Source organism: Paenibacillus sp. FSL R5-0744, assembly GCF_037972555.1.
GTDB lineage: Bacteria > Bacillota > Bacilli > Paenibacillales > Paenibacillaceae > Paenibacillus_AQ.
On record NZ_CP150228.1, the window covers coordinates 404,798 to 429,098 of the forward strand.

Annotated in this window: 25 protein-coding genes and 1 riboswitch; of the genes, 14 read left to right on the forward strand and 11 right to left on the reverse strand. The window is 45.1% G+C overall.

The window, feature by feature from the left end:
- Window positions 1–41 precede the first annotated feature (41 nt).
- Window positions 42–2,909, reverse strand: coding sequence for a 2-oxoglutarate dehydrogenase E1 component (locus MKY19_RS01805; protein WP_042184285.1), 2,868 nt, complete (start codon window positions 2,907–2,909; stop codon window positions 42–44).
- Window positions 2,910–3,380: 471 nt separating this feature from the next.
- A riboswitch (cyclic di-GMP riboswitch) is annotated at window positions 3,381–3,465 on the forward strand.
- A gap of 26 nt (window positions 3,466–3,491) precedes the next feature.
- On the opposite strand from MKY19_RS01805, the gene MKY19_RS01810 reads away from it, so the two are divergent.
- Window positions 3,492–3,647, forward strand: a complete 156-nt coding sequence (locus MKY19_RS01810; RefSeq protein ID WP_231573373.1) for an anti-repressor SinI family protein — start codon at window positions 3,492–3,494, stop codon at window positions 3,645–3,647.
- A 201-nt stretch (window positions 3,648–3,848) separates the two neighbouring features.
- On the opposite strand, the gene MKY19_RS01815 is transcribed toward MKY19_RS01810, so the two are convergent.
- The 7 genes from MKY19_RS01815 to MKY19_RS01845 form a co-directional block, all read right to left on the reverse strand.
- A complete protein-coding gene (locus MKY19_RS01815; RefSeq protein WP_042131791.1) occupies window positions 3,849–4,178 on the reverse strand; it encodes a helix-turn-helix domain-containing protein in 330 nt (109 codons plus the stop codon).
- 159 nt (window positions 4,179–4,337) lie between these two features.
- A complete protein-coding gene (locus MKY19_RS01820) occupies window positions 4,338–4,958 on the reverse strand; it encodes a TasA family protein (RefSeq protein ID WP_076285138.1) in 621 nt (206 codons plus the stop codon).
- 91 nt (window positions 4,959–5,049) lie between these two features.
- Window positions 5,050–5,637, reverse strand: coding sequence for a signal peptidase I (locus tag MKY19_RS01825; protein ID WP_339799892.1), 588 nt, complete (start codon window positions 5,635–5,637; stop codon window positions 5,050–5,052).
- Between the two features lies 1 nt (window position 5,638).
- Window positions 5,639–6,991 carry a hypothetical protein gene (locus MKY19_RS01830; RefSeq protein ID WP_339799894.1) on the reverse strand — a complete coding sequence of 451 codons (1,353 nt, stop codon included), beginning with the start codon at window positions 6,989–6,991 and terminating at the stop codon, window positions 5,639–5,641.
- Between the two features lie 219 nt (window positions 6,992–7,210).
- Complete coding sequence (locus tag MKY19_RS01835; RefSeq protein WP_339799896.1) at window positions 7,211–8,188, reverse strand: aldo/keto reductase; 978 nt, start codon at window positions 8,186–8,188, stop codon at window positions 7,211–7,213.
- A gap of 119 nt (window positions 8,189–8,307) precedes the next feature.
- A complete protein-coding gene (locus tag MKY19_RS01840) occupies window positions 8,308–8,871 on the reverse strand; it encodes a PadR family transcriptional regulator (protein WP_042184294.1) in 564 nt (187 codons plus the stop codon).
- Window positions 8,872–8,876: 5 nt separating this feature from the next.
- Complete coding sequence (locus MKY19_RS01845) at window positions 8,877–10,397, reverse strand: MDR family MFS transporter (protein ID WP_042184296.1); 1,521 nt, start codon at window positions 10,395–10,397, stop codon at window positions 8,877–8,879.
- 376 nt (window positions 10,398–10,773) lie between these two features.
- Here MKY19_RS01845 and MKY19_RS01850 point away from each other — a divergent pair, with 376 nt between their 5' ends.
- From MKY19_RS01850 to MKY19_RS01890, 9 genes are all read left to right on the forward strand, one after another.
- Complete coding sequence (locus tag MKY19_RS01850) at window positions 10,774–11,046, forward strand: metal-sensitive transcriptional regulator (protein ID WP_231573462.1); 273 nt, start codon at window positions 10,774–10,776, stop codon at window positions 11,044–11,046.
- Window positions 11,047–11,099: 53 nt separating this feature from the next.
- Window positions 11,100–11,300 carry a copper chaperone CopZ gene (copZ, locus tag MKY19_RS01855; protein ID WP_339268345.1) on the forward strand — a complete coding sequence of 67 codons (201 nt, stop codon included), beginning with the start codon at window positions 11,100–11,102 and terminating at the stop codon, window positions 11,298–11,300.
- Between the two features lie 113 nt (window positions 11,301–11,413).
- Window positions 11,414–13,876 carry a heavy metal translocating P-type ATPase gene (locus tag MKY19_RS01860; RefSeq protein WP_339799899.1) on the forward strand — a complete coding sequence of 821 codons (2,463 nt, stop codon included), beginning with the start codon at window positions 11,414–11,416 and terminating at the stop codon, window positions 13,874–13,876.
- 31 nt (window positions 13,877–13,907) lie between these two features.
- Window positions 13,908–14,660 carry an oxygen-insensitive NADPH nitroreductase gene (gene nfsA, locus MKY19_RS01865; RefSeq protein WP_339799902.1) on the forward strand — a complete coding sequence of 251 codons (753 nt, stop codon included), beginning with the start codon at window positions 13,908–13,910 and terminating at the stop codon, window positions 14,658–14,660.
- Between the two features lie 194 nt (window positions 14,661–14,854).
- Window positions 14,855–15,763: an ABC transporter ATP-binding protein gene (locus MKY19_RS01870; protein WP_042184304.1), complete on the forward strand. Its 909-nt coding sequence runs from the start codon at window positions 14,855–14,857 to the stop codon at window positions 15,761–15,763.
- A 2-nt stretch (window positions 15,764–15,765) separates the two neighbouring features.
- The gene (locus tag MKY19_RS01875) at window positions 15,766–16,500 is read left to right on the forward strand and encodes an ABC transporter permease (protein ID WP_042184306.1); all 735 of its coding nucleotides are present in this window, start codon (window positions 15,766–15,768) and stop codon (window positions 16,498–16,500) included.
- Between the two features lie 4 nt (window positions 16,501–16,504).
- Window positions 16,505–17,659, forward strand: a complete 1,155-nt coding sequence (locus MKY19_RS01880) for a sensor histidine kinase (RefSeq protein WP_339799904.1) — start codon at window positions 16,505–16,507, stop codon at window positions 17,657–17,659.
- Window positions 17,656–18,258 (forward strand): response regulator transcription factor, encoded by a 603-nt coding sequence (locus MKY19_RS01885; RefSeq protein ID WP_042184310.1) that lies wholly within the window; start codon window positions 17,656–17,658, stop codon window positions 18,256–18,258. The genes MKY19_RS01880 and MKY19_RS01885 overlap by 4 nt, the downstream gene beginning before the upstream one ends.
- Window positions 18,259–18,276: 18 nt before the next feature.
- Window positions 18,277–18,978 (forward strand): histidine phosphatase family protein, encoded by a 702-nt coding sequence (locus MKY19_RS01890; RefSeq protein WP_042184312.1) that lies wholly within the window; start codon window positions 18,277–18,279, stop codon window positions 18,976–18,978.
- Between the two features lie 108 nt (window positions 18,979–19,086).
- Here MKY19_RS01890 and infC read toward each other — a convergent pair whose 3' ends face one another.
- Complete coding sequence (infC, locus tag MKY19_RS01895) at window positions 19,087–19,605, reverse strand: translation initiation factor IF-3 (RefSeq protein ID WP_339268355.1); 519 nt, start codon at window positions 19,603–19,605, stop codon at window positions 19,087–19,089.
- A gap of 60 nt (window positions 19,606–19,665) precedes the next feature.
- The gene (locus MKY19_RS01900) at window positions 19,666–20,571 is read right to left on the reverse strand and encodes a LysR family transcriptional regulator (protein WP_339799907.1); all 906 of its coding nucleotides are present in this window, start codon (window positions 20,569–20,571) and stop codon (window positions 19,666–19,668) included.
- Window positions 20,572–20,681: 110 nt separating this feature from the next.
- On the opposite strand from MKY19_RS01900, the gene MKY19_RS01905 reads away from it, so the two are divergent.
- The 4 genes from MKY19_RS01905 to MKY19_RS01920 all read left to right on the forward strand — a co-directional run bounded on the left by MKY19_RS01905 (window position 20,682) and on the right by MKY19_RS01920 (window position 23,058).
- Complete coding sequence (locus MKY19_RS01905; RefSeq protein ID WP_076300080.1) at window positions 20,682–21,086, forward strand: tautomerase family protein; 405 nt, start codon at window positions 20,682–20,684, stop codon at window positions 21,084–21,086.
- A 1-nt stretch (window position 21,087) separates the two neighbouring features.
- Entirely contained in the window at window positions 21,088–21,225 is a 138-nt protein-coding gene (locus MKY19_RS01910; RefSeq protein WP_339804586.1) for a hypothetical protein, read from the forward strand.
- Complete coding sequence (locus MKY19_RS01915) at window positions 21,168–21,416, forward strand: carboxymuconolactone decarboxylase family protein (RefSeq protein ID WP_339799909.1); 249 nt, start codon at window positions 21,168–21,170, stop codon at window positions 21,414–21,416. Before MKY19_RS01910 ends, MKY19_RS01915 begins: the two co-directional genes overlap by 58 nt.
- A gap of 85 nt (window positions 21,417–21,501) precedes the next feature.
- On the forward strand, window positions 21,502–23,058 hold the full coding sequence (locus MKY19_RS01920) for a sigma-70 family RNA polymerase sigma factor (RefSeq protein ID WP_339799911.1): 1,557 nt from the start codon (window positions 21,502–21,504) through the stop codon (window positions 23,056–23,058).
- 327 nt (window positions 23,059–23,385) lie between these two features.
- Here MKY19_RS01920 and MKY19_RS01925 read toward each other — a convergent pair whose 3' ends face one another.
- Window positions 23,386–24,279, reverse strand: coding sequence for a helix-turn-helix transcriptional regulator (locus MKY19_RS01925; protein ID WP_339799913.1), 894 nt, complete (start codon window positions 24,277–24,279; stop codon window positions 23,386–23,388).
- Window positions 24,280–24,301: the final 22 nt, after the last annotated feature.

Genomic DNA, 24,301 nt, shown 5'->3' on the forward strand with positions numbered 1-24,301 from the left:
TCCCCAAACATAATGGTTTACGCTATTGTGATACCGTCCTCTTAAGAGGACGGTACAGCTGTTTGTACTTGTGAATTTGCTTTTAGGGCCTCTGAAACAATTCTACGCTGTTCAAAGCTATGAACATCTGCATAACCACTCGCAGGACTGGAACGTTCAGGACGTCCGATATATCTCACGCTAGTGTTTTGCGGTGCGATGGCACGTAACCGAGGTTCGGTATAACTCCATCCGCCCATATTCTTCGGCTCTTCTTGCACCCAGACAATTTCCTGAAGGGATGTGAAGGAGCTTAAGTGAGCACTCAGTTCATGTTCTGGGAACGGATAGAGTTGCTCTAAGCGCAGTACATGCAGCCATGACCAATCTTTGTCTGAAGCAGCTTCTAGCTCTGTTTGGATGTCGATAGCTACTTTACCGCTGCAGACTACTAGACGTTTGACCTCACCTGGCTTCTGGCCTAGCAGGGGCTCAGCTAACACAGGCTGGAATTGTCCGGAAGCGAGCTCAGTTCCGGCAGATGTGCTGCGCGGATTACGAATGAGACTCTTCGGCGTCATAATCACCAGTGGTTTAGCGTCTTCCTGTCCACATAAAGCAGCTTGGCGCCGCAAGACATGGAAATATTGAGAAGCAGTGGTCAAGTTAGCAACGGTCCAGTTCTCTTCCGCGGATAACTGTAGGAAGCGTTCCAATCTACCACTGGAATGTTCGGGTCCCTGTCCCTCGTAGCCATGCGGTAACATGACGACGAGATTGCTGCGCTGCGTCCATTTCGCACGTCCAGCGGCAATGAACTGATCAAATATAACCTGACCTGCATTGGCGAAGTCGCCATATTGTGCTTCCCAGATGACGAAGGTTTCTGGTGCGAACACATTATAACCATACTCAAAGCCTAGCACAGAAGCTTCAGATAGCGGACTGTTATATACGCCAAAGGAAGCGCGAGAATTACTTAGCTGATGAAGCGGAGAGAATAATTCTCCTGTCTTACTGTCGTGCAGCACCAGATGGCGGTGTGCGAAGGTCCCGCGCTGTGCATCCTGACCGCTAAGTCGAATTGGCGTTCCATCCTTCAGGATGGTTGCGAAGGCGAGGGACTCAGCGAGTGCCCAGTCGACCTTTTCACCCTCATTCAGTGCGTCCTTGCGACGCTGCAGAATTCGCTCCAGTTTCGGATAGACTTGGAATCCATCAGGTACGCTCAGTAGCTCACGATTAATCTCTTGCAGACTGGAGATCGGTACGGCTGTAGTGCCTGCCGCTGAGCGATCTGTATGAAGAGGAATGAAGGCCTTTGGTTCTTTTTTCTTGTGATTGCCTTCCTTCATACTATCGTACGCACGTTGCAATACGCCTTCTGTTTCAACGTGCATCTTTTGTACATCTTCAGCTGTAAGAATTTTTTCACGCTGTAGCCGCTCCGCATACACCTTGTAAACGGTTGGATGATTGCGTACCTTACCGTACACGATAGGTTGTGTAGTTTCAGGATCATCCATTTCGTTATGTCCATGACGACGATAGCCGATGAGATCAATAACGAAATCCTTTTTGAATTGATTGCGATATGCACTAGCTAAACGAACGGCTGATATACAGGCCTCAGGATCATCAGCATTGACATGGATAATTGGAATTTCATATCCTTTGGCGATGTCACTCGCATAATGCGTTGAACGGGAGTCTTCGCTTTCTGTCGTAAAGCCGATCCGGTTATTAACAATGATATGGATCGTCCCGCCATTCTGATAACCTTGAAGTTTGCCAATATTAAGTGTTTCTGCAACAATCCCTTCACCTGGAAAAGCAGCATCGCCATGCATCAGTACCGCCATAGCTTTACTGGTATCAATCTTCGGCAATCCGGCTGTGCTCCGATCTTCTTGAGCAGCACGAGTGAAGCCTTCCACGACAGGATTGACGAATTCCAAGTGACTTGGGTTATTCGCTAGTGTTATTCTTGTGCGTACGGTTTCTCCTTCACGGACAGCGCGATCTGCACCCAGATGGTATTTCACATCACCCGTCCAGCCATAGTTAATGCCTGTAGAGCCTTCGGAAGGGAAAAGCTCCTTGTTCGGAGAATGATGAAACTCTGAAAATATAATGTCATAAGGTTTGCCCAAAATATGTGCAAGAACGTTGAGGCGACCACGATGCGCCATGCCCATCAGAATATGCTCTGCGCCGTCATGCGCAGCAGCGCGTACGATTTCATCCAGCATCGGTACGAGAGCGTCGTTGCCTTCCAAGCTGAACCGCTTCTGACCCACAAAGGTTTTGTGGAGGAAGGTTTCGAATTGCTCTACTTGGATCAGGCGGTTTAGCAGCTCTTTACGTTCTGCATTATTTAAAGGCGCTGGTGAGCTTGTGGATTCTGCCTGTCTGTTCAACCATTTCAGTTCTTGTTCTTCATGCACATGCCCGAATTCATAGGCGATTGTCTTGGTGTAAGCCTGACGCATACGCTGAACTGCATCCCATCCGGTATGCACATCATTCGGCGCATTCTCCCAAATGAGCGTGGCAGGTAGTGCGAGCAGATCCTCACGAGTCAGCTCATAGGTTTCGAGTTCAAGATATTTAGCCATGGGATTGTGATCGCGCTCAAGCGGATCAATATCAGCGGCCATATGGCCATATATACGAATATTAGCGATTAGCTTGGAAGCTCTTACTGCCTTTCTAAGCCATTCGGTGTCTCCCGAAATGCGAGGCTGTGGAGCCGGTTCGCTATCCGGTGTTAGGGGCGGGGGACCCGAATTTGTAAAAAGCTCGCGATAATTATTCTCTACGGTGGAAGGATCTTTCACAAACTGTTCATATCTTTCTTGAATGTAGCCTAAATTGGGTCCGTAATACTTACTCCAAATGGATTCGTTATAGGGCTCTTTGGCTGCCATGAATACATCCTCCTTAACGGATGAACTCCATACGTGACATTTTGTGTCAACGCTTACTGGAGCTGTGATGATTGCGGTTTCATTTCTCATCTTATTGTGCTACTTTCCACACGTGTAATCAATTCATTCTTTCGTCCAATACGTTCGCAAAATGGTATGGGTTAGCTTGTTCTAATGAAAAGAACGCTGTTTCTTCTCATTACCCATTCCTAAGGCCCACTAAAATGATTCTAATATCCTTATTTTTAACTAATAGGGAAGGAAGTATCATTATATTGGCTTAATTAATTTTATGAATGGGACGAGTATCGTGTTAATAGGACAAGATATCGCACAAAAGCGCTTCTATTTTTTGTTTTTTAATGGAAAAACTAATCAGAAATCGACACACTTTTCCACTTTAGTATAGTATAATGTTATTGCAGTTAGCGATTTTCATATATTTCAAAGTAGATCCTTTCGTGTAAAGGGTCCAGTAAAAGGTAAACCTGCCGAAAGGCAGGGGCACAAAGTCGCGGGTCTAAGGTAGAAATACTATGACAGCCGGATTGCCTGGGGACTAAAATCTTAGGAGGAGATTTTTTGGACAAGTCCAACCAGGGAAGCAACAGAGAACAGCAGGTCATTGATCTAGACGTAGAGTGGGTCCATTTATTATTAGCAGCTAAGAAGGCTGGCATAAAGGCAGATGAAATTCGTCGCTTCTTTCATGAGAAGACTGTGCAAGCCGTGCAGTAATACATTCAGAGCATTAGATATCAAAAGAGCACAGCGATAACTCGCTGTGCTCTTTTTCTTTATATAAGAATCTATAAGATTCAGACTTGGTCCTTATATTCTGCTAGAATTCAAACGCCTTCGCGGTCCATGTTAGGAGGGTGAAGGCGCTTATGTTTAATAGTATGAGTAGAAGAGGATCTTATCAGGTCAGGTGGAATATTAATCCTTCTGATCAAGGCGCCATTTCTGGTAGTCCAGAAACTCCTTGAATTCACGTTTGCTTATGCCTGAGGCCATAGCTTCCTGCACCAATCGGAACCATTCCGAATCTAAAGGTGACTCCTCAGCATCATTAGGTTCTCCATAGAGCAAAGCGTGGATGGATACCTGAAGCGCATCGGCGATCTTTTCGATAAACTGAATTGAAGGATTGGATTGGATGTTTCTCTCCACATTGCTAAGATACGACTTAGCAACATCCGCTCTGTCCGCAAGCTCAGATAGGGACAATCCCTTTTCTAGGCGGAGATGCTGGATACGTTGGCCCATATTTTGTGGCACTATGCTGACGCCCCTCCGTAATTTTTGTTATTAGTATAGCAAATATCATTAAATTCGACAAAGTTTATTGTAAAGAGAAAAGCAGCATCTACTTATCCGTTTTCCGGAATAAGAATCTGCTGCTCTTCGAATGGAAGACTTATTAGATTATTTAGCGGATCCAGCAGTTTGCTTACCTACGAAATCCCAAGTCAGAGTTAATGAATCTTTTTGGAAGTAGTTTTGCTCTTGGCCGTTATCAACAAATTCGAATTGAACGGTGAAGCTATCATTTGTGCCGGCCTTTATTCCAGATGCTTCGCTAGTACCCCAGATTGCATCAAGTCCAGTATTTTTTACGAGATCCGGTGTCTGAGTCTTCAAATCGGCTAGGGTAGTTTCCCAAACTACTTTCTCTTCACTACCAGGTAAGATGCCGCTTTTATCTTTATTCACCAGGAATTTAACTTTGATGGATTTTGCCAAATCGTTAGCGCCGTTGTTACCACCTACATCATTAATAGAGGTAGCTGTTTTGAGGAGGATCGAACCGATATCAAGTGTACCGTCATTTTTTAGTTTGAAGTCTCTTTTGATCGTATCGCCTGGCTTCAGATCCTTCAAATCAACGATAACAGAAGGATCAGAGTTCAAATCCAGTGTACCTGCTGCGAATGTAGCGGTGCTTTGTGCAGTGTCGCTAAAGTAAGCGAAAGTTCCTCCACCAATCAATGATAAACCCAGTGCTGCAGATGCTACGCCAAGACCCAATGTTTTTTTGATACCCATAATTAAAATTCCTCCTCGGTTTTTGTGGTTTTTTTATAAAAGTTATATATTGTAACTTCCGGTTCGTAAGCGGAAGCGGACAATCAACGAATTACTGTATTTCAGTTGGGGGTGGAGAGGCGGGCAGTATAGCAGCATTTTTCTTTTCGAGTGCAGCTACAGCCTTCCATGATGAATACAGGGCATAGAGCAGGAGCATCAAGCCTGGTACGATCATGAGCACAACACTTCCAGCTTTGGAAACTGCGAAATTCATAGCGTAACCTACATAAGGTACGGTGACCCCGGTATACTCAGCTACAACATTCGTGGAACTGGTAGGGTTCATATCAGGTGCATCATTGTTATCACCTTTCGTGCGATACATGGCTTCACCGGTAGCGTTATTCATTGTTGCTTCTACAACACGGTGAGTAATGAGCAGGTTTTCTTCATTTCTAAAGGTGATCACATCGCCTTTTTTGAAGCGATTCATATCTCCTCCGGGTTTTAAAGCGACAATCGATCCGGTTTGAATCCCTGGTTCCATCGAACCTGAGAGTACCGATTTGATCTGGTATCCGAAGAAGGCAGGTTCACCGCCGGAGGCCTTTGATAAAACTACGGCTACCACCAGCAGAATGAATATCACAAGCATGATGCTCGATAATGTATTGTTGATCATTTTTTTAATCCGCATATTATTCGCCACCTTTAACTTGTTGAGGGTCCGAAGGGGCTGGTGTTGCTACCGGTGGGGAAGTGGTTGTATCTTCCGCTTTTGGCGCCTCCTGAGGAACCGCTTGCTGTGGTACATCTTTTGGAATCGTTAGCTCTTCACCAATTTCCGGAACGACCGGGTTAGTGGCTGGGGCTTCAGGCTGTTCATTATTTATGTTCTCTAGAGTAGCTTCACCTTTCGGTGGAGTCACTTCCGTTTTTGCTTTCTCCTCAGCTTCAGCTTTCGCTTTGTCCTCAGCTTCTTGCTTTTCTTTTTTCTCCAGTGCCAAGCGTTCTTCTTCTTTCTTCGTTTGTTCCAGCGCCTCTAGTCGGGCTTTCTCAAGTGCTTCCAATTGTTGTTCACGGGTTTGACTGATCAATTGGAGCTGACTCTGAAGATTGCTGATTCCTGAAGTAGCCGATTCTTTAAGACCATTCATTTCAGTATTGAGATTTTCATAAGTGGAGGTAAGTTCGCTAGAGATATTGCCGGCCGGCTGACTAAAAGGAATCAGGAAAGGTAACGGCTGCTGAAACGCCTCGTTGCGTAACTCGGGTGGTCCATATACATCACTGGTCACTACCGAAGCAAATGGAAGCCCGATGTCGTGTATGGAGTTTAGATATTGGATGACTCCCTTTAAGGAAGCATTCAGGGATTCAGAGATTACACCGCTTTGATTCAGGCTGCTTTGCAGCTCTCTGAAGAATTGTTCATCCTTGATTTCTAGACAGTTTGAATCTAGAGAGGTCATATATCCTCCAATCTGGAATAGGACGGCTGCTGCTGCGTTCAGCTCACCATTGATTTCGTTCCAAATTTGGCTGTTGGTGGCCAGTTGCTCATTCACGCCATCGATTTGAGATTGAAGTGCGGAGATTTGTGTGGAAATCTCTTGCGCTGCGACATCAAGCTCATCCAGCGTCATGCCTTCTATTCCCGAAACGTCTGAGAGACTGCCTGAAGGGGTATAGCTTTGCAGCGATCCTTTTAAAGCAGTAGCTCTTTCGATATGATCTTTGAGTTCTGTTAGAAGCCCCTTGATCGAGTTTGGAAATACTTCGCAAAAGCTAATTGTGCTAGTGGTTTGCGTAGTAGCTCCAAAACCACCATAGGTACTACCCACTTGCTGCGAGGTAGTCAGAAACAAGACGGAGACAGCCATTCCTGATTGCAGAACACGTAATCCGATTTGTTTCTTTCGTTTAGGTCTTCTTTTTGCTGATCTGGGTCTCAGAGGAATACCTCCCCTCAATGTCTTGAGTTTCTTTAGTTTCTTTAGTTCGTTATTGTTGTTCTTTATTGAGAACAACTTCTGTAATGAATAATACATGGAATAAATTGAAAAGAAAACTGTCAATAAGTCTCGTTTGTACTCTATAAAGAACAAAAATGTTAATTTATCTCTATTTATCTCGGTTTATCGCTTGATATCTATTTTTATTCGCAATAAAGAACGATACATAGGAGGGGAATGTATTAAAAATAGCCTAATCATGCGAGAGGCACGATTAGGCTATTAGAATTCTTGCGAGTTTAATTGTGGGCTCAGTTAGGGAAGACGAGTACCACGTGAACTAACATATAGGTCATACCATTCTTTACGAGTAAGCTCCAGCTTGTCCGCATCGGCGCAGGCAACGATGCGCTGCGGATTCACAGTCCCAATCACAGGCTGAATAGCTGCCGGATGTGTCATTAGCCAGGATAGCACTATGGCTTCGGGTGTTGTTCCTTTTTCATCTGCAAGTTGTTTAACCATGGCAGCTGTCTGGATGATATTCTCTGGTTGATCCTCTAATGAACGTCCGCTAAATAAGCCTTGTGCGAGTGGGCCCCAAGCTTGAAGCTGAATGTTCTCCATTCGACAATGTTCAAGGGTTCCTTCGGGAAAGGTAATATCCTTCCAAGGTTCACGGTTTACACTGATTCCAGCATCGACCCAGCTGAGCTTGGCTAGGCTCATGTGTAGCTGGTTTACGATAAAAGGTTCATCGCAATAGGCTTGCAGCATTTTGATCTGCGCTGCGCTCATATTGGAGACGCCGAAATGACGAACTTTACCTGTTGCCTTTAATTGATGCAAAGCAGAAGCTACTTCCTCTGGATCCATTAGGGGGTCAGGCCGATGGAGCAGCAGAATATCAATATACTCCGTTCCTAGTCGCGACAATATTCCTTCTACACTGCTTAGAATATGCTGGCTTGAGAAGTCAAAGACATTAGAGCTGTCTCCAGGCTCCATTAGCTTAATACCGCACTTCGATTGAATAATGATTTCTTCGCGGAGTCCTGGGCGTTCTTTAAAGATTTGACCGAATACCTTCTCGGCTTTACCACGGGTATAAATATCTGCGTGATCAAACATATTGATACCAATAGATAGTGCTGCGTCGACGGCTGCATGTCCTTGCTTAACATTCTCGGCGGTAATCGGTTCATGATCCCAGCCTCCACCAAATCCCATACAACCTAGAGCAATACGGCTGGCTGGTATACCGCGCTTGTTTAAAGGCAGCGTTCTCAACATTGTGATTCCTCCTAGGAAAATATGATTGCGTACACGTACATATTGTACACGCTTAGATTCTAGTGTGGTATTTATTGTCTCTGCAAAAGCGAAAAAAAAGAGTAGAGGTCCTAAGGACTCTACTCTGTATTAAGTGGTGTTCCAATGTCATTCAACTTGCGTGCTACAACATCATCATAGAGACGTTGTAGCCATTTTAGTTCAATAAGGGTGTGTTCATAGGTGCCGTACATGAGATGAAGGGCGGAACGAGGAACAATAGGAATATGTTCTTCATATACCTGATAAGCCAGATTCACCTGATGTTCGGTTTCCCGAATACGTTCTTCGAGCAGCTTCTCCACCTTGTTTTGATCAACATGACGGGACATGGCTAGAGCCATATACATCGGATGATAGAAGGGCTCGTTCTTTTTAATTTGCTGTAGAATTAACTGCTCGAATAAATTTTTACCTTGCTCAGTAATACCGTAAATGGTTTTGTCAGGGCGATCACTGCTGCTAATCACTTCTAAAGCTTCGATATAACCATCTTGTGCAAGTTTATCGACAGCATAGTAGAGAGAACCAAGCTGGAGCTTTGTAATCCGGTCCATGGAGCGCTCTTTCATGACTAGTGTAATTTCATAGGGATGCATATTTCGTTCAAGCAATAGTCCGAGAATAGCCAATTTCATCGACATAATCGTTACCTTTTACCCTCGGACGCCTGAGCAGTTTTACTCGGAATGGTGAGGCGGTCTTTTGGCATAAGCAGCACAAAGACTAAACCAAGGACGGCAGGAATCATGGCCCACATAAAGGTATGTGCGATTGAAGAGGACAGTGCACTAGATATTTTCTCTAAAATTTCAGGTGGAATCTTGGCTCTTGCTTCAGGTGTCAGGGCTGCCCGTGGATCGCCGAAGGCTGCTGACTGCTCACTTCCGCCAAAAGCTTCGCTAATGCTGCTAGTGAAGTTGTTACGCTGAATAATACCGAAGATCGTAATCCCCAGCGTCATCCCAAGCGAGCGCATAAAGGTACTTGTTGAAGTTGCCGAACCGCGTTGGCGCATATCGAAATTATGGATAGCTGCCATGCTTAGCACGGAGAAGGAGAAGCCCACGCCGAATCCAGTTAAGGCCATGAATACATTAAGCATGAGACGGGAGGTATCTGGTGATAAAGTGCTTAGACTGTAGACACCTGCTACAAAACAGACTGCCGATAGGATCATAATGTTGCGGAAACTGGTTTTGGTTGTAAGTAGCCCACCGGTCTGACTGCCCACGACCGTACCGATCATCATCGGCATGAGGATCAGTCCAGAGTTCGTAGCGGAGCCGCCAAATACGCCCTGTACAAAGATAGGAATGTAGATGGTGGCTACGATAAAGGCAGAGCCATAGAACAAGGCTGTCACACTACTTGTTGCAAACAACCGTTTACTGAACATCGCGAACGAGATAACAGGTTCAGCCGCCACTCTCTCAATGAGGATGAATGCCAGCAAGAGTACAGCAAAGCCGGCGAATAAGCCAAGGATGACACTAGAATCCCAAGCGTATTGATTGCCTCCCAGTTCTAGCGCAAACATTAGGCAGATAATGGCGCCGACGAGAGTGAAGGCTCCGCCCCAGTCGATGCGCTGTTTAGCGTGAGAGATCGATTCTTTGTAAGAAGTTGCGATCAGAAAAAGTGCAATAATTCCGAGCGGCAGGTTAATGTAGAATACCCATTGCCAGCCTACATAGTCGGTAATATATGCACCCAATAATGGTCCGAGTACACTGGAGATTCCGAAGACGGCACCGAAAAGGCCGGTCAGCTTTCCTCTTTTTTCAGGAGGGAAAATGTCGAAAACGATGGTGAAGGCGATAGGCATTAGTGCACCGCCGCCGATTCCTTGAATTGCCCGGTAAATACTTAGTTGTGTAATACTGGTTGCAGTACCACACAGTGCTGAGCCAATCAGGAATACAATCAGTCCGAACATGAAGAAACGTTTACGTCCATACATATCCGAGAGCTTGCCGAAGATAGGGGTCCCAGCCATTACCATGACCATATAGGCCGAAGTGACCCATACGATTTTGTCCAGACCGCCAAGGTCGGAAACAATGGTTCCCATAGCTGAAGCTACAATGGTATTGTCCATCGCGGACATCAGAATACCGAGCAGCAGGCCGATAACTACGAGTTTAAGATTACTTTCTTTAGTATGCATGCTTCGCAGGCTCCTTTTTCTAATAGTGATAAATCCGTTCAAAAAATGTTCATAGGTTAGAAGCAAAATTTATTATATTCAAATTTGAATAGGGTAGCAATAGTTTTTTTCAAATATAGAAGTATAAGTTTCACACAATACTATATGTCTTATATTTCTCGCTTAAACGCTTGCCGTCCTTATAAGGACACCGAAGGCGTTTATGCTTGAAAAAATGGGATTAGGGGGATAGGAAATAAAGAACGCCTCTTGACATACCCTACGGGGGTATATTATATTATTGGCAAGGAGGCTGATTCTTATGTCTACTAGTAAGCAAGAACAAACTGAGAAATCCTGTGAAGCTGACTGTCATTCTTCAGCATCTGGAGAACGAATGAGTCATCATTCGACAGATTTCAAAAATGGTTTGAATACTCGCCTCAACCGGATTGAAGGCCAGATCCGCGGGATAAAGGGTATGATAGAGCGGGATACTTATTGTGACGATGTGCTCAATCAGCTCGCAGCGGTTCAAGCGGCACTAAACGGTGTTGGTAAGATGCTGCTGGAAGGGCATATGAAGAGTTGTATTATTGAACGAATAGAAGCCGGTGAACATGAGGTTATCGATGAGCTGCTAATTACGGTTAACAAATTAATGAAATAATAAGCTAATGCTCCTTGAGCATGGCTTCATAACATTTACTGGAGGTAATTATAATGTCGAACGCTACATTAAACGTTGAAGGAATGTCTTGTGGTCACTGTGTCAACTCTGTAGAGAAGGCTGTAGGTAATCTTGGAGCTACTGCTAAAGTTGATCTTGCTGCTAAAAAAGTTTCCGTTGAGTATGATGAGAACAAGGTGAGCCTTGGAACTATTAAAGAAGCTATTGAAGAGCAAGGGTATGATGTAGTTTAATTTGAAGCACAGTAATAAGGCTTGGAGCTGTATGGGGATGCCATAAGCTCCAATGCCTTTTCTTTTTATAGAAATTATCATACTCTATAGGGGTATGAGGAGGCTTTGGAATCATGGATAAGTTAAAAATAACAGCTTCACCCAATGAACAGCAAGCGACCGTACAGATTACAGGCATGACCTGTTCTGCTTGTGCAGCTCGAATTGAGAAAGGTTTGTCCCGGATGGAGGGTGTTTCTCGCGCAAATGTAAATTTGGCCTTGGAACAAGCCACTGTCGGATTTGATCCTTCTGTATCAGGGTTACCACAAATTGAAGATAAAATCCGCGCTCTTGGTTATGATACCGTCAAAGAGACCGCGGATTTTGATATATCAGGCATGACCTGCGCTGCATGCTCGGCGCGGATCGAAAAAGTGTTGAGTCGTACGCCGGGGATCGCAGCAGTGAATGTGAATTTAGCGCTGGAAACGGCACATGTAGAATATACTCCCGGTAATATTAGTCCAAGAGAGATCATGGAGAAGGTAAGCAATATCGGATATAAAGCTACTCTTAAAGAAGACCGCAAGGATCATGTGGATCGTCGTGTACAGGAAATTCAGCATAAGAAGTGGAAGTGGATCATTTCTGCTATTCTTTCTTTCCCATTGTTATGGGCGATGGCAGGTCATTTTTCATTCACAAGCTGGATTCCAACACCGGAGTTATTTATGAATCCTTGGTTTCAGCTTGTTCTGGCGACCCCCGTACAGTTTATCATCGGTTGGCAGTTCTACGTAGGCGCGTATAAAGCACTTCGTAACGGAAGTGCCAATATGGATGTGTTGGTCGTACTGGGGACATCAGCAGCGTATTTCTACAGTCTTTATCTGACGATTGATTCATTAAGTATGAAGGGAATGAATCATGACATTGAAATGTATTATGAGACGAGTGCTGTACTCATCACACTCATCCTCGTCGGTAAATGGTTCGAGGCGCTAGCCAAAGGACGTTCCTCTGACGCCATTAAGAGCTTAATGGGGCTTCAGGCAAAGACGGCTCTCGTGATCCGCGATGGCAAAGAAATGAATATCTCTACAGATGAAGTGATTCCTGGTGATATTGTATTGGTGAAGCCCGGAACAAAGGTGCCGGTGGATGGTGAGGTAGTAGAGGGTTCCTCTTCTGTGGACGAGTCTATGTTGACCGGAGAAAGTATTCCTGTAGAGAAAAAACCTGGAGATACTGTTATCGGTGCTACATTAAATAAGAATGGGATCTTAAGAATCAAAGCCAACAAAGTAGGAAGAGACACTGCACTCGCTCAAATCATTAGAGTAGTGGAGGAGGCCCAAGGCTCCAAAGCGCCGATCCAGCGGATCGCGGATGTCATCTCAGGTATTTTTGTACCGATTGTTGTAGGCATTGCGATGATCACTTTCTTGGTCTGGTACTTCTGGGCAGCACCTGGTCAATTTGCCGATGCCCTTGAAAAAGCTATTGCGGTGCTCGTAATCGCCTGTCCATGTGCGTTAGGTCTTGCAACACCGACCTCCATTATGGCGGGATCAGGCCGCGCTGCAGAGCTTGGTATTCTGTTCAAGGGTGGTGAGCATTTAGAAGGCGCACAAGGGATTAAGATCGTTGTTTTGGATAAGACAGGTACGGTTACAAATGGTAAGCCCATGCTGACTGATATCGTGACTACCACTGGAATTGCCGCTTATGGTAAAGAAAGTGCAGAGAATCGTCTATTAGCTTTAACTGCGGCAGCCGAGAAATTATCAGAACATCCGCTTGCGGAAGCTATCGTTGCAGGAGCCGCTGACAGAGGTTTGATCTTACCCACCGCTGAACAGTTTGATAATGTACCTGGACGGGGAATTATGGCTGTTGTCTCCGATCAACAAGTTAGGGTGGGTACACGGCGTATGATGGAAGATCATCAATTGGACATCACAGAGTGGACCTCAGTCATGAAGAGACTGGAAGAGGCAGGAAAGACAGCTATGCTTGTAGCGGTGGGCGATGAGATTGCCGGGATTGTCGCTGTAGCGGATACGATTAAACCAACCTCAAAAGCAGCTGTAGCTGCGCTTCATGCGATGGGCATAGAGGTCATTATGATTACAGGTGACAATAAAATCACCGCAGAAGCTATTGCGAAGCAAGCAGGTATTCGAAAAGTGTTAGCAGAGGTTCTGCCAGAAGGCAAAGCGGAGGAAGTTCGTAAGCTGCAGCGGAATGGGACAAAGGTAGCTATGGTTGGGGATGGCATCAATGATGCTCCTGCACTGGCTACTGCAGATACGGGCATGGCGATTGGTACAGGGACGGATGTAGCAATGGAGGCTGCAGATATTACACTGATGCGGGGAGATCTGAAGAGCATACCCGATGCCATTATGATGAGCCGTAAAACGATGAGTAATATTAAGCAGAATTTGTTCTGGGCACTTGCATACAATACAATAGGTATACCGATTGCTGCACTCGGATTTCTAGCTCCATGGCTAGCTGGAGCTGCGATGGCATTCAGTTCTGTGTCCGTCGTCTTGAATGCACTTCGTTTGCAGCGGGTAAAGCTTTAAGAGAAACCTAACTATGTAAGGAGTGGCCGCTGTGCAAGAAAACAACGAGACAATATCTCTATTAATGAACCATGCATCTGTCCGCAAGTATCAGGATAAGCCAGTAAGTGAAGAGCAGCTTGCAGCTATTATTGAAGCAGGCCAAATGGCTTCGACTTCCAGCAGTGTACAAGCCTATAGTGTTATTGCAGTGACTGATCCGGCTATAAAAGCAGAGCTTGCCGGATTATCGGGTAATCAGGCTTATATAGAACAATGCCCAGTCTTCTTGGTCTGGTGCGCGGATCTGTATCGGTTGCGTGAGGTGACAAAACCTCATTTGCAGGGAGAGACATCGTATGAAGATTCTGCTGAGAACCTTATTGTAGCTACCGTTGATGTTGCGCTTGCTGCTCAGAATGCTGCTGTAGCTGCGGAATCGCTTGGGCTCGGAATTGTTTATATCGGCGGAATCCGTAACCGGATTGCGGAGGTTTCTGAGCTGCTTGGACTGCCCGAGCTGGTTTACCCGATATTTGGAATGTGTGTGGGCTACCCTGATGGAGCCACAAGCCTGCGTCCGCGTCTGCCATTAGAGGCTGTTCTACATCGCAATCGCTACAATGCCGAAACGACAGTGGAGCAGGTCAAGACTTACGATAAAGTCTCTTCAGACTATATGCGTGAGCGGACTCATGGTGCCAAGGATACACCTTGGTCTGTGATTATGGCAGAACGGCTGGCACAGCCAGCGCGAATGCATATGAAGGAATTCCTGCTCGAAAAAGGATTCTTTAAGAGGTAATCTAGTATTTTCGATTAAAGAGGTTGCCCTATTCGTAGTTAAAACTACGGGTAGGGCAACCTTTTTTTCGTACCCTGAGGCATGAAGGTGACAGTTGTCATCTTAAAGAAATGACAGTCCATACTAATGTCAGGTCTCCTTTTTCCATATGATTGAAATAGATCAAACGCATTCGGAATCGGAGGGGTTACGAAATGGACAGTGTTATTGAGATGAATGGAGTTAGCAAATTATATAAGGATAAGAAAGCAGTAGATAATATCAGCTTCAACATTGCCAAAGGTTCGATTACAGCTATTCTTGGACCAAACGGAGCAGGCAAAACAACGGCATTGGGAATGTTATTGGGGCTATTAGAACCCACTGAAGGTACAGTGAAAATATTTGGACAACATCCAAAAGATAAAATGGTACGTGAAAAGACCGGTGCGATGCTGCAAGAGGTAAGTGTGATGGATCGGCTGAAGGTTCGGGAGATCATTGCTCTGATCCGTAGCTATTATCCACAGCCGATGGATATGGAGTTTCTAATTAAAGCTACAGGGCTTGCGCCAGCGGATCTGAATAGATACGCCGAGAAGCTCTCGGGCGGTCAAAAGCGTAGTCTAGGCTTCGCGCTGGCCCTGGCTGGTGATCCAGAGCTGATCTTTTTCGATGAACCTACGGTTGGACTTGATATTACTTCCCGGCGGCGGTTCTGGGATACGGTTCGTGGACTTGCGGAGCAGGGCAAGACGATTGTGTTCACGACACATTACTTACAGGAAGCTGAAGATATTGCGGATCGTATTCTGTTGTTTAGCAAAGGCCATTTAGTTGCAGACGGAAGTCCAGATGAGATTAAATCGCGGATTGTGAAGCGTTCGCTGTCCTTTTTGCCAATAGGTGATCGATCAAAATTACGCAGGAGCCTGCTGGAACTAACCGCTATTGAGGGTTGTTATGAAAAAGAAGGCCGAATTCATGTGACGACAGACGATACAGATGAAGCGCTGCGAGCGATTTTTGTTACTGGACTTCCCGTGAAGGATGTTCGTATAGATCAGGGACGTTTGGATGACGCTTTTGAACAATTGACCATGAACCAAGAGGAGGCTATCTAAAGATGAGATTAATTACTGTACAGTGTAAAGCCGAGATGCTGAGGATCATCCGTAATCCTTATTACGTATTCTGGTCATTGCTCATGCCCATTATGTTCTATTTCATCTTCACCCGCGTGGTTAATACAGGTAACGATGATCCGACGTGGCGCGCTCACTACTTAATGTCGATGGCAACCTTTAGTGTAATGGGCTCTGCGATCATGACGCTTGGCATCCGTTTAGTGCAAGAACGAACACAAGGTTGGACTACCTTTATTCGGATTACCCCGCTACCGGGTTCTGTTTATTTCTTCGGAAAAATGTTCGGGCAAACGATGATGCATCTGTTTTCGGTCATTTGTATTTTTGCCGCAGGATATTTAATCAACGGTGTCTCCTTATCTGCGGGTCAATGGGTGCTTAGTGGGCTATGGATTCTGATCGGTTCCCTTCCATTTTTGGCGATTGGTACGCTTGTGGGTGCTATGAAACGGGTGGATACGGCTAGTGGAGTCAGTAACGTGATTTATATGGCGCTTGCTGTAGCGGGGGGCATGTGGATGCCAATTGAGATTTTACCACGTTTAATGCAGAAGATTGGTCATTGGTTACCTTCTTATAACTATGGAAATGGGGCATGGGAGATTGTACGTGGCTCAGCCCCGCATTGGAGTAATGTCTTGATTTTGCTCGGATATTTGGTAGTTTTTATGTTACTATCGGTTTATATTCGAAAAAAACAGGAAGCGGTGTAAAGTAATGACCGAGCGTGGACAGTTCCAGTTATTTCCGAGAAGTCAGGGATTTTTCCCTTATGTATGGGCTGTATATCTGATTTTGCCCATCCTGAATTTGCGCGCGGAGACTGGAGTGAAGCTCATTCTAGGTGGGATTATGATAGCGGTGTTTGCCATCAGCTATCGCCAGCTGTATTGGGTACGGGGTGGCGTGTTTAATGTTTGGTTAACGACTCAAATGGTGATCATCGTGGTGCTTAGCTTGTTTTATACGCCTTTTAATCTGTATATGGGCTTTTTCACCGTGAATTTTATAGCTTATTATACGGAGAATAAAGGGTTTAAAATTGCATTTACTTCTTTTGTGGTCATGGTACTTTCGGTGCTGGTCTTAGTAGGCCGTGAGTTGGAATGGGTGAGTATTATGTTCTTAGTCCCGTTTATCGTTATTATGCTGATTATGCCATTCGGCGTAAGATCCATGCATCAACATCAGAAGCTGGAGAAAGAGCTAGATCAAGCTAATGAGGTGATTAAAGAGTTGGTGAAGCGTGAGGAACGCATGAGAATCGCTCGTGATTTGCATGATACCCTCGGGCATACGCTGTCCTTAATTACATTAAAAAGCCAACTCGTAGAGAAGCTGGTGACCAAAAATACGGAGCGAGCCCAAGAGGAAGCGCGGGAAATTCAGCGTACTTCGCGGGCTGCGCTCCGTCAGGTGCGCGAGCTAGTGTCGGAAATGCGTGCGATCTCAGTAGCAGAAGAACTGGCAGAAACTGGGGAGATGCTGCGCACGGCGGAGATTGCCTTGGAAGTGGAAGGGGATATCTCGCTAGAGGGAGTATCCGATCTGACGCAAAATATTCTCAGCCTCTGTATCAAAGAAGCAGTGACTAACATTGTGAAGCATAGTAGAGCGGATAAATGCTTCATCGGGGTGGTAAAGACCGCCGGAGAAGTTCGAGTTACCGTTAAAGATAACGGAATTGGCCTCCAGAACGGTGAGAGATGTAATGGTGGGCTTAGTGATGGAAATGGTATGAAGGGGATGGCGGAACGTCTATCCCTGATTGATGGCTCTCTGTCGTTAAGCTCAGAAGAAGGTCAGGGAACTACGCTGATCGTTATGATCCCTCTAATCGTTAAGGAAGCAACAGGAGGTGAGAGTGCATGATAACCATCGTTATAGCGGAGGATCAACGTCTGCTTCGGGGAGCGATGGCATCCCTGCTGGATCTTGAGGATGATATCGAAGTCGTCGGAGAGGCTTGTGATGGAGCGGAGGCGTTAGCTTTAATCGACAGGCTTCAGCCGGATGTATGTCTCATGGACATTGAAATGCCGTTCAAGAGCGGGCTGGAGGTTGCAGAAATATTGCGGAGTAAAGGTTGTCCGACTCGAATTATCATCTTGACTACCTTTGCCCGTCCGGGCTATTTCGAGCGTGGAGTGAAGGCTGGTATACAAGGGTATTTGTTGAAGGACGAGCCTGTAGATAAGCTGGCTGAATCTATTCGCCGTGTAATGGCTGGACATCGGGAGGTATCCCCTGAGTTAGTTTTTGGTAGCCTGCGGGAAGAAAATCCACTAACAGCACGGGAACGAGAGATTTTAAAGCTGGCTGGTGAAGGGCAAACGGCGGCGGAGATCGCTTTTTCACTACATCTTTCTTATGGAACTGTTCGCAATTATATTTCAGAAATACTCAATAAGCTGGAAGTGAAAAGTCGAATTGAGGCGGTACGACTGGCAGAGGAAAAAGGCTGGATTTGAGGGGAGCAGGGCATTATTATGCAAATATTTCTGATTCGTCATGGTGATCCGGACTATTCCATAGATGGTCTAACAGAATTCGGGCATCAGGAAGCAGCAGCACTAGGAAAACGCATGGCATCTATCGGTCTGGATGAACTATATGCTTCACCACTGGGTAGAGCGCAGACAACAGCCAGTTATGTGGCCAAAGAGACGGGACTTGTAATTCAGACAGAACCTTGGACTTGTGAACTGGATTGGACAGAGATTATGTTAGATGGACAATTGTCGTCTATTTGGGATAGCCCCGGAGAACATATTAGCGAACTATCGAGTGGAAAGAGAGTATGGTCTGATGAAACAGATCATTGGTTGAAGCAAGAGGAATACAGATTGCGGTTCAGCGAATTACAAGCGGCGTCAGATCAATTCTTACTTCGACACCATTATAAAAGAGAAGATGGCCTGTATCGGATCCTTGAGCCTTCTACCAAGAAGATTGGAGTAGTATGCCATGGTGGCTTTGGCCTCGCATGGCTAGCTCATTTATTACAGATTCCTTTAGCTTTGGCTTGGTCCGTATTTTGGTTAGCGCCAAGCTCGGTAACGACGATCTTGTTTGAAGAGCGCAGCGAGAACTTTGCGGTTCCTAGATGTATTGGACTAGGAGATGTTTCCCACCTTTATGCTGGCGGCATGAACTATCGCCCGAGGGGATTAATGGGAAATCATGTTTAAAGTGAATGCTTAAGAGTGAGTAAGAACATTGCCTATGAAGTGAAAGGCCATCCCACAGAGGATGGCCTTTTTACTAGCTCTATATGATCGGAGCGAATAGGCCACTCTTCAACGTGGATTTAATTTCACCTGTGACCCTTTACCACCTGTCTGGATGCCAGTGTCCTTCGTTCCAACTTCCTTCAAGTCAGTCACTAGTCGCTCCAATACGGCCTTGGAGGCAGCCGCTTCTTTGGCGCCGGATGCCTTCACGACTAATTGCACCGGCTTGCCGGAGCGGAGATGCTTCTCAGCCTGACGGAGCTTCGTATCGTAGTCATGCTCTTCAATATGAGCCGTGAAGCGGAGCTCTTTGACCTTCTCCTTGCTGCCGCCCTTTGCTGCTGAGCCACCACTAGCCTTGCGTGCTGAGGCTGCTTCTTTCTGCGCGGCCGCTTTTGCTTTGCCCTTTGCAGCTAGGCTGCAGGGCGGTGGGCTGCTCATTAGTGAGGTGCATACCAAATCAGCACCTGCTGAACGAGCCATGGCCAGCGCCTCTTCTCTGGACACAATCCCCAGCTTCTCACCTCTAAGTCCAGTAAGTACTACTTCGGATGCTCTAATTTGTTCGTTAATTAATACAGCCACTTGGGTGAATCCTCCCTGAGAACAATGATATAGCTATCATATATGGAACTAGCTTGAGGTTCAAATATGGAGCGTAGGATTAGCGTTACTAATCCTCTCAATTTCCTCTTTTATGATTTGTATGAATAGTTTTTTTGATGATGTTGCTAGATATTCTCGGTTGCGCCGCTGCAATATACCAACTTGAATGAACGGCTCGCTTAGTTCAACATCGATTTTTACGATATCTGTCATTAAAGCTGTCGAATCAAGCACTACCCCCACCCCAGGGTTCTTTCTTATAAAATGAGGAATAGCAGAAATTTGACTTATGGTGGATAGAGTGGGCTTTGATTCGAATCTCGAAAATTGCTCAGCTAACCGAAGATAATATAAGCAAGTGTGTCCTCCAGCTATAATTGGATATTCAAGAATTTCTCGAAATGAAATATTGTCTCGTCCGCTTAAAGGATGATTGTGATCTACTATAAAAGCGATTTTCTCGTGATAGAGCGGTTCGAAATAAAAGAAAGACAGGTCGGACGGCTCACCGCAGATGGCGAAATCCAGTTCACTTTGTAGAACAAGTTGTGAGAGCGAATCAGTGTTACCCTGAATGAAGTTACATGCCATCTTTGGTTTTTGCTCATGAAATTTTCGCAAGGCGTTCGGTAGAACGGATTCCATCATGGATTCAATGCCTCCGATATGGAGTGTGCCAATTTCGTCATGCTGTAAAGCCTTGGTGAGTTCTGATACATAGTTCCAATGTTGAATAAGGTTATCGATTTCCGCTGCAAAAACTTGCCCAGCACTTGTCAGTTCTACTTCCCAGCCTCTGTGAAAGAGTTGTATGCCCAGTTCTTTTTCAAGTCGTTGAATTTGGTTGGTAATGGTAGACTGCGCATAATTCAACTTTTCGGCAGCACGTGAGAAAGTGCCTTCTTGAAGGATGGTCTTAAAAGCCATCAGTTCTTTTAGATCCATCGATTGTCACCTCTATCGGTATAATTGATTAAGATTATTATCTTATTCAATTATATAAATCAAAACACTGAGAGTACAATAAAAGAATTCCAAAGAAGGAGTGAATTAAAATGCCATTCATTAGAGTCAGTTATTTGGAGCAACAATACGACATTCATCAGCTAGAAGGAATATGTAGAGCGATTATGAGCGCGTTAATTCAGCATTTCCATGTACCGGAGGATGATATGTTTCAGGTTTTTCATGCGCATAAAGCGGGGGAATTTTTTTATAGTAAAGATTATTTAAATATTGAACGAAGCGACGGACTGATATATATCCAAGTTACGCTAAAATCCGGAAGATCGACGGAGCAGAAAACAAGCTTTTACGCGATGTTAGCCGAGGAATTATCGATGACGCTAAACATCAGAAAAGAAGATATATTCATTGTGCTCGTCGACACGGAATTCGAAGATTGGTCGTTTGGTAACGGTGTTGCTCAAATGCTACAACCTCCGGTTAGGGAGGTGTAATATGGCACATCGGAAAATCGTCACAAATGTACGGGAATCGTTAGGGAGTTCGCTCCAGTATTCGTCGACTACTCGGAAAATGTGTTATTTGGGGACTTATGGAGACGGGAGCAATTATCACTTCGGGATCGTAGCATGATTACGATTTCTGCTTTAGTGATGGGGGGTATGACGGAACAACTGCCCTATCATTTGCGCTTGGCTTTAGAGAACGGCTTACAACTTGAAGAAATCGTGGAGGCCATCACCCACCTTTCTTTTTATGTAGGTTGGCCGCGAGCCTCTTCAGCTCTAGAGGTTGCAAAGGATGTAATAGGAAAAAATAAATAACGTCTGACTTTTCAATCCCATCCGTAACCTTTAGAAACTTCATTGGCACTTGTATATAATACGGAAGAAGGGAGCGGGGGAGAAAATGCTTCAGTATATCGAAGAGGCTAAACAAGGAGACCGACAAGCTTTTGAACAGATTGTTAGGCACTTTACACCGATGGCCAATGCAGTTGCGTTCGAAAAGCTGCGTGACTATCAATTAGCGGAAGATGCTGTGCAGGAAGCTTTCACAGAAGCCTTTTTGCATTTGAATAAATTACGAGCAGTAGAGGCATTCCCGGGCTGGTTTAAAGCGATTGTGGTGCGGCAATGTTATCGCATCTTGCGAAGAAAGCAGCATCCTGCATTACCCTACGATGAAGCTGTGGAATCGACAGAATCTTCATTTAGTGTGGCGGACATTATTGAGAAAAAAGAAGCGCGACGACTGCTTCACGAGTCTATAGCTGCATTGACATCCAATATGCGGATCGCCGTTCAATTATATTATTTTCAGGGATATTCCCTTCAAGAGATTGCTGACTTTCTGGGGACTTCAGTCCCGGTTTTGAAGAAACGACTCTTTGATGCTCGCCGCAAGCTTAAGGGTGCGCTACCTGTAGCGGATGTCCTCTCCGTGTTCAATCATTTGTACGAAGGAGGAAAAGATGTGCTTCATATTGTAAACGGAGATGTAGTGGGAGATAAGCTGCGTCAGGGAATTGTGCAAGGTGATGTATTAGTATGGAGAGAGGTCTACTCTCATGGGCCGGTCTTTTTAGACCCTGCGGAACAGAATAACCGCTTAGTAAGAGCGCATTATTTAGAACAAACGATGGGGATTCCGCAGAAGGAATTTATACAGATCAGTAAGGAACAGGAAAAGATCTTAGCTGATTTTCATAAATATGATGAAGTTGTATTATGGTTCGAGCATGATCTATTCGATCAGACGATGCTGTGCTATTTGCTCCATTGGTTCTCGAAGCAGAAGAAGGGATCCACGAAGCTGAGTTTATTGTGCATTGGAGAATATCCCGGCATTGAGCTGTTTCGAGGACTTGGACAACTATCTGTAGAGCAAATGGGGACTTTATCAGGAAATTGGAAGTTAATCGGCGACAAGGAGTTAAAAGTAGGCCAAGAATTCTGGGAAGCCTATGTATCACCGAATCCAGAATCATTACAACAGCTACTAACTAAGGATACGTCCGCATTGCCATTTGCACATGACGCCTTCATAGCGCATTTATCTCGGTTCCCATCGACCTCTAATGGACTTGGTATTGTTGAACAGATGACTCTGGAGATGATTCATGCTGGAATGAATTCCCCTTACGGGTTGTTCAAAAATGTGGGAGATAAGCTTCATATACTAGGCATGGGCGATTTGCAATATTGGCATATTCTAAGACAGATGGCACAACGCCCGTACCCTTTGCTGCAAACCTATGGGTTCAATGATTTTCCTGGTTATAACGATCCAGTAATGCCATTCAAAGACTGCGAGCTTGCATTAACCGAGCTAGGCAAAAGTGTATTGGCTGGAAATGAAGACTGGGTTCAGAAAAAAGGAATCGATGAATGGTATGGAGGGGTGCATCTGCAAGGATCGACTCCGCGCTGGCGATGGAATTCTTCTTCGCAAACGATTCAATAATTTAAAGATTGTAAGTTAGAGAAGGGGTTGTCTCAAAAGTAGTGTATGCTGCTTAGAGGTAGCTTCTTTTCTTGAGAGCAATTAGGGAATTTTCCCCTAAAATCGGGGTAATATCTATACTTTTTAACAAATTGGTCGAATTTTAGGGAGATATTCCCTAATCACTAGACAAATGAACAGAATATCAGATTTTTTAGGGAGAAATTCCCTGATTATCTATCGGAGGATCCGCTTCCCCCTTCTTCAACCCATGGCGAGGGGGCTCCGCGAACGGAGTGTTGTTTCAAACTCTTTTCAAAACGTTGAAGCCTACCGCAGTTTTTTACTTCAATCATTATTCATAAACGTCTTATGATAGGCGTTACGATATTGGGTCGGTGTCATGTTCTCGTATTTTCGGAAGAGTCGCATGAAATATTTATCGTCGGTGAACCCCGTCTCTGTCGCGATTTCCCTCACGCTGAGGGCGGTTCTGGTTAGCAGCTCCTTCGCTTTAGTCACACGTACGGAATGAATATACTCCAAAGGCCCCATCGAGGTATGTTGTTTAAATAGCCGGGCTAAATAATCCTTGTTGTAATTGAATTTCTCCGCGATGATTGCCACCGTAAGAGGTTCACTTGCATGTATTCTTGTCCACTCGGCTATTTTTACAAAGGTGACATCTTGCTGCGCACGGATTAGCTTACTGGCGAACGGCTGAAGTGCATGCTCAGATAACTCAATTAAGAGTGAGGTCAACAAATAATTAACGCTGGAATAGGTCAAATATCCTGAGTTAGCCACATGGAGGATTTGATTCGCCAGGATATGAATCCGGTCACTGTGCTCGATCTTTATGAACTGTGGTAGATATAGATCATGTACGGACCATAAGCGCTGTGTGCGCGAAAAGATTTCTTCTGCCTCAGGCTTCATTCCCTCCTCACTCAGTAATAACCCCTCGGTTGTCAGTTCGAAATGAAACCAATAAAACTTAACCCCGGGTCGTGACTCTCTATAGCCGACGTGCGTGCGATTAGGCATAAGCAGAAGAGCTTCGTCAGGACCTACTTCAAATTGTTTGTTTTCCTCACTCAAATATACCGTTTTGTTCACGCCAATGATTAGTTCGTAGTTCCCCATAACACGCTCCACATGCTTCCATGGCGTTTCTGAGATGAATTCACCTGCCGCAGTAAAATGAACAGGTATATCTGCATTTATTCTCAAATAGGTCATGCGGTCCTCCTAGCAATTAATA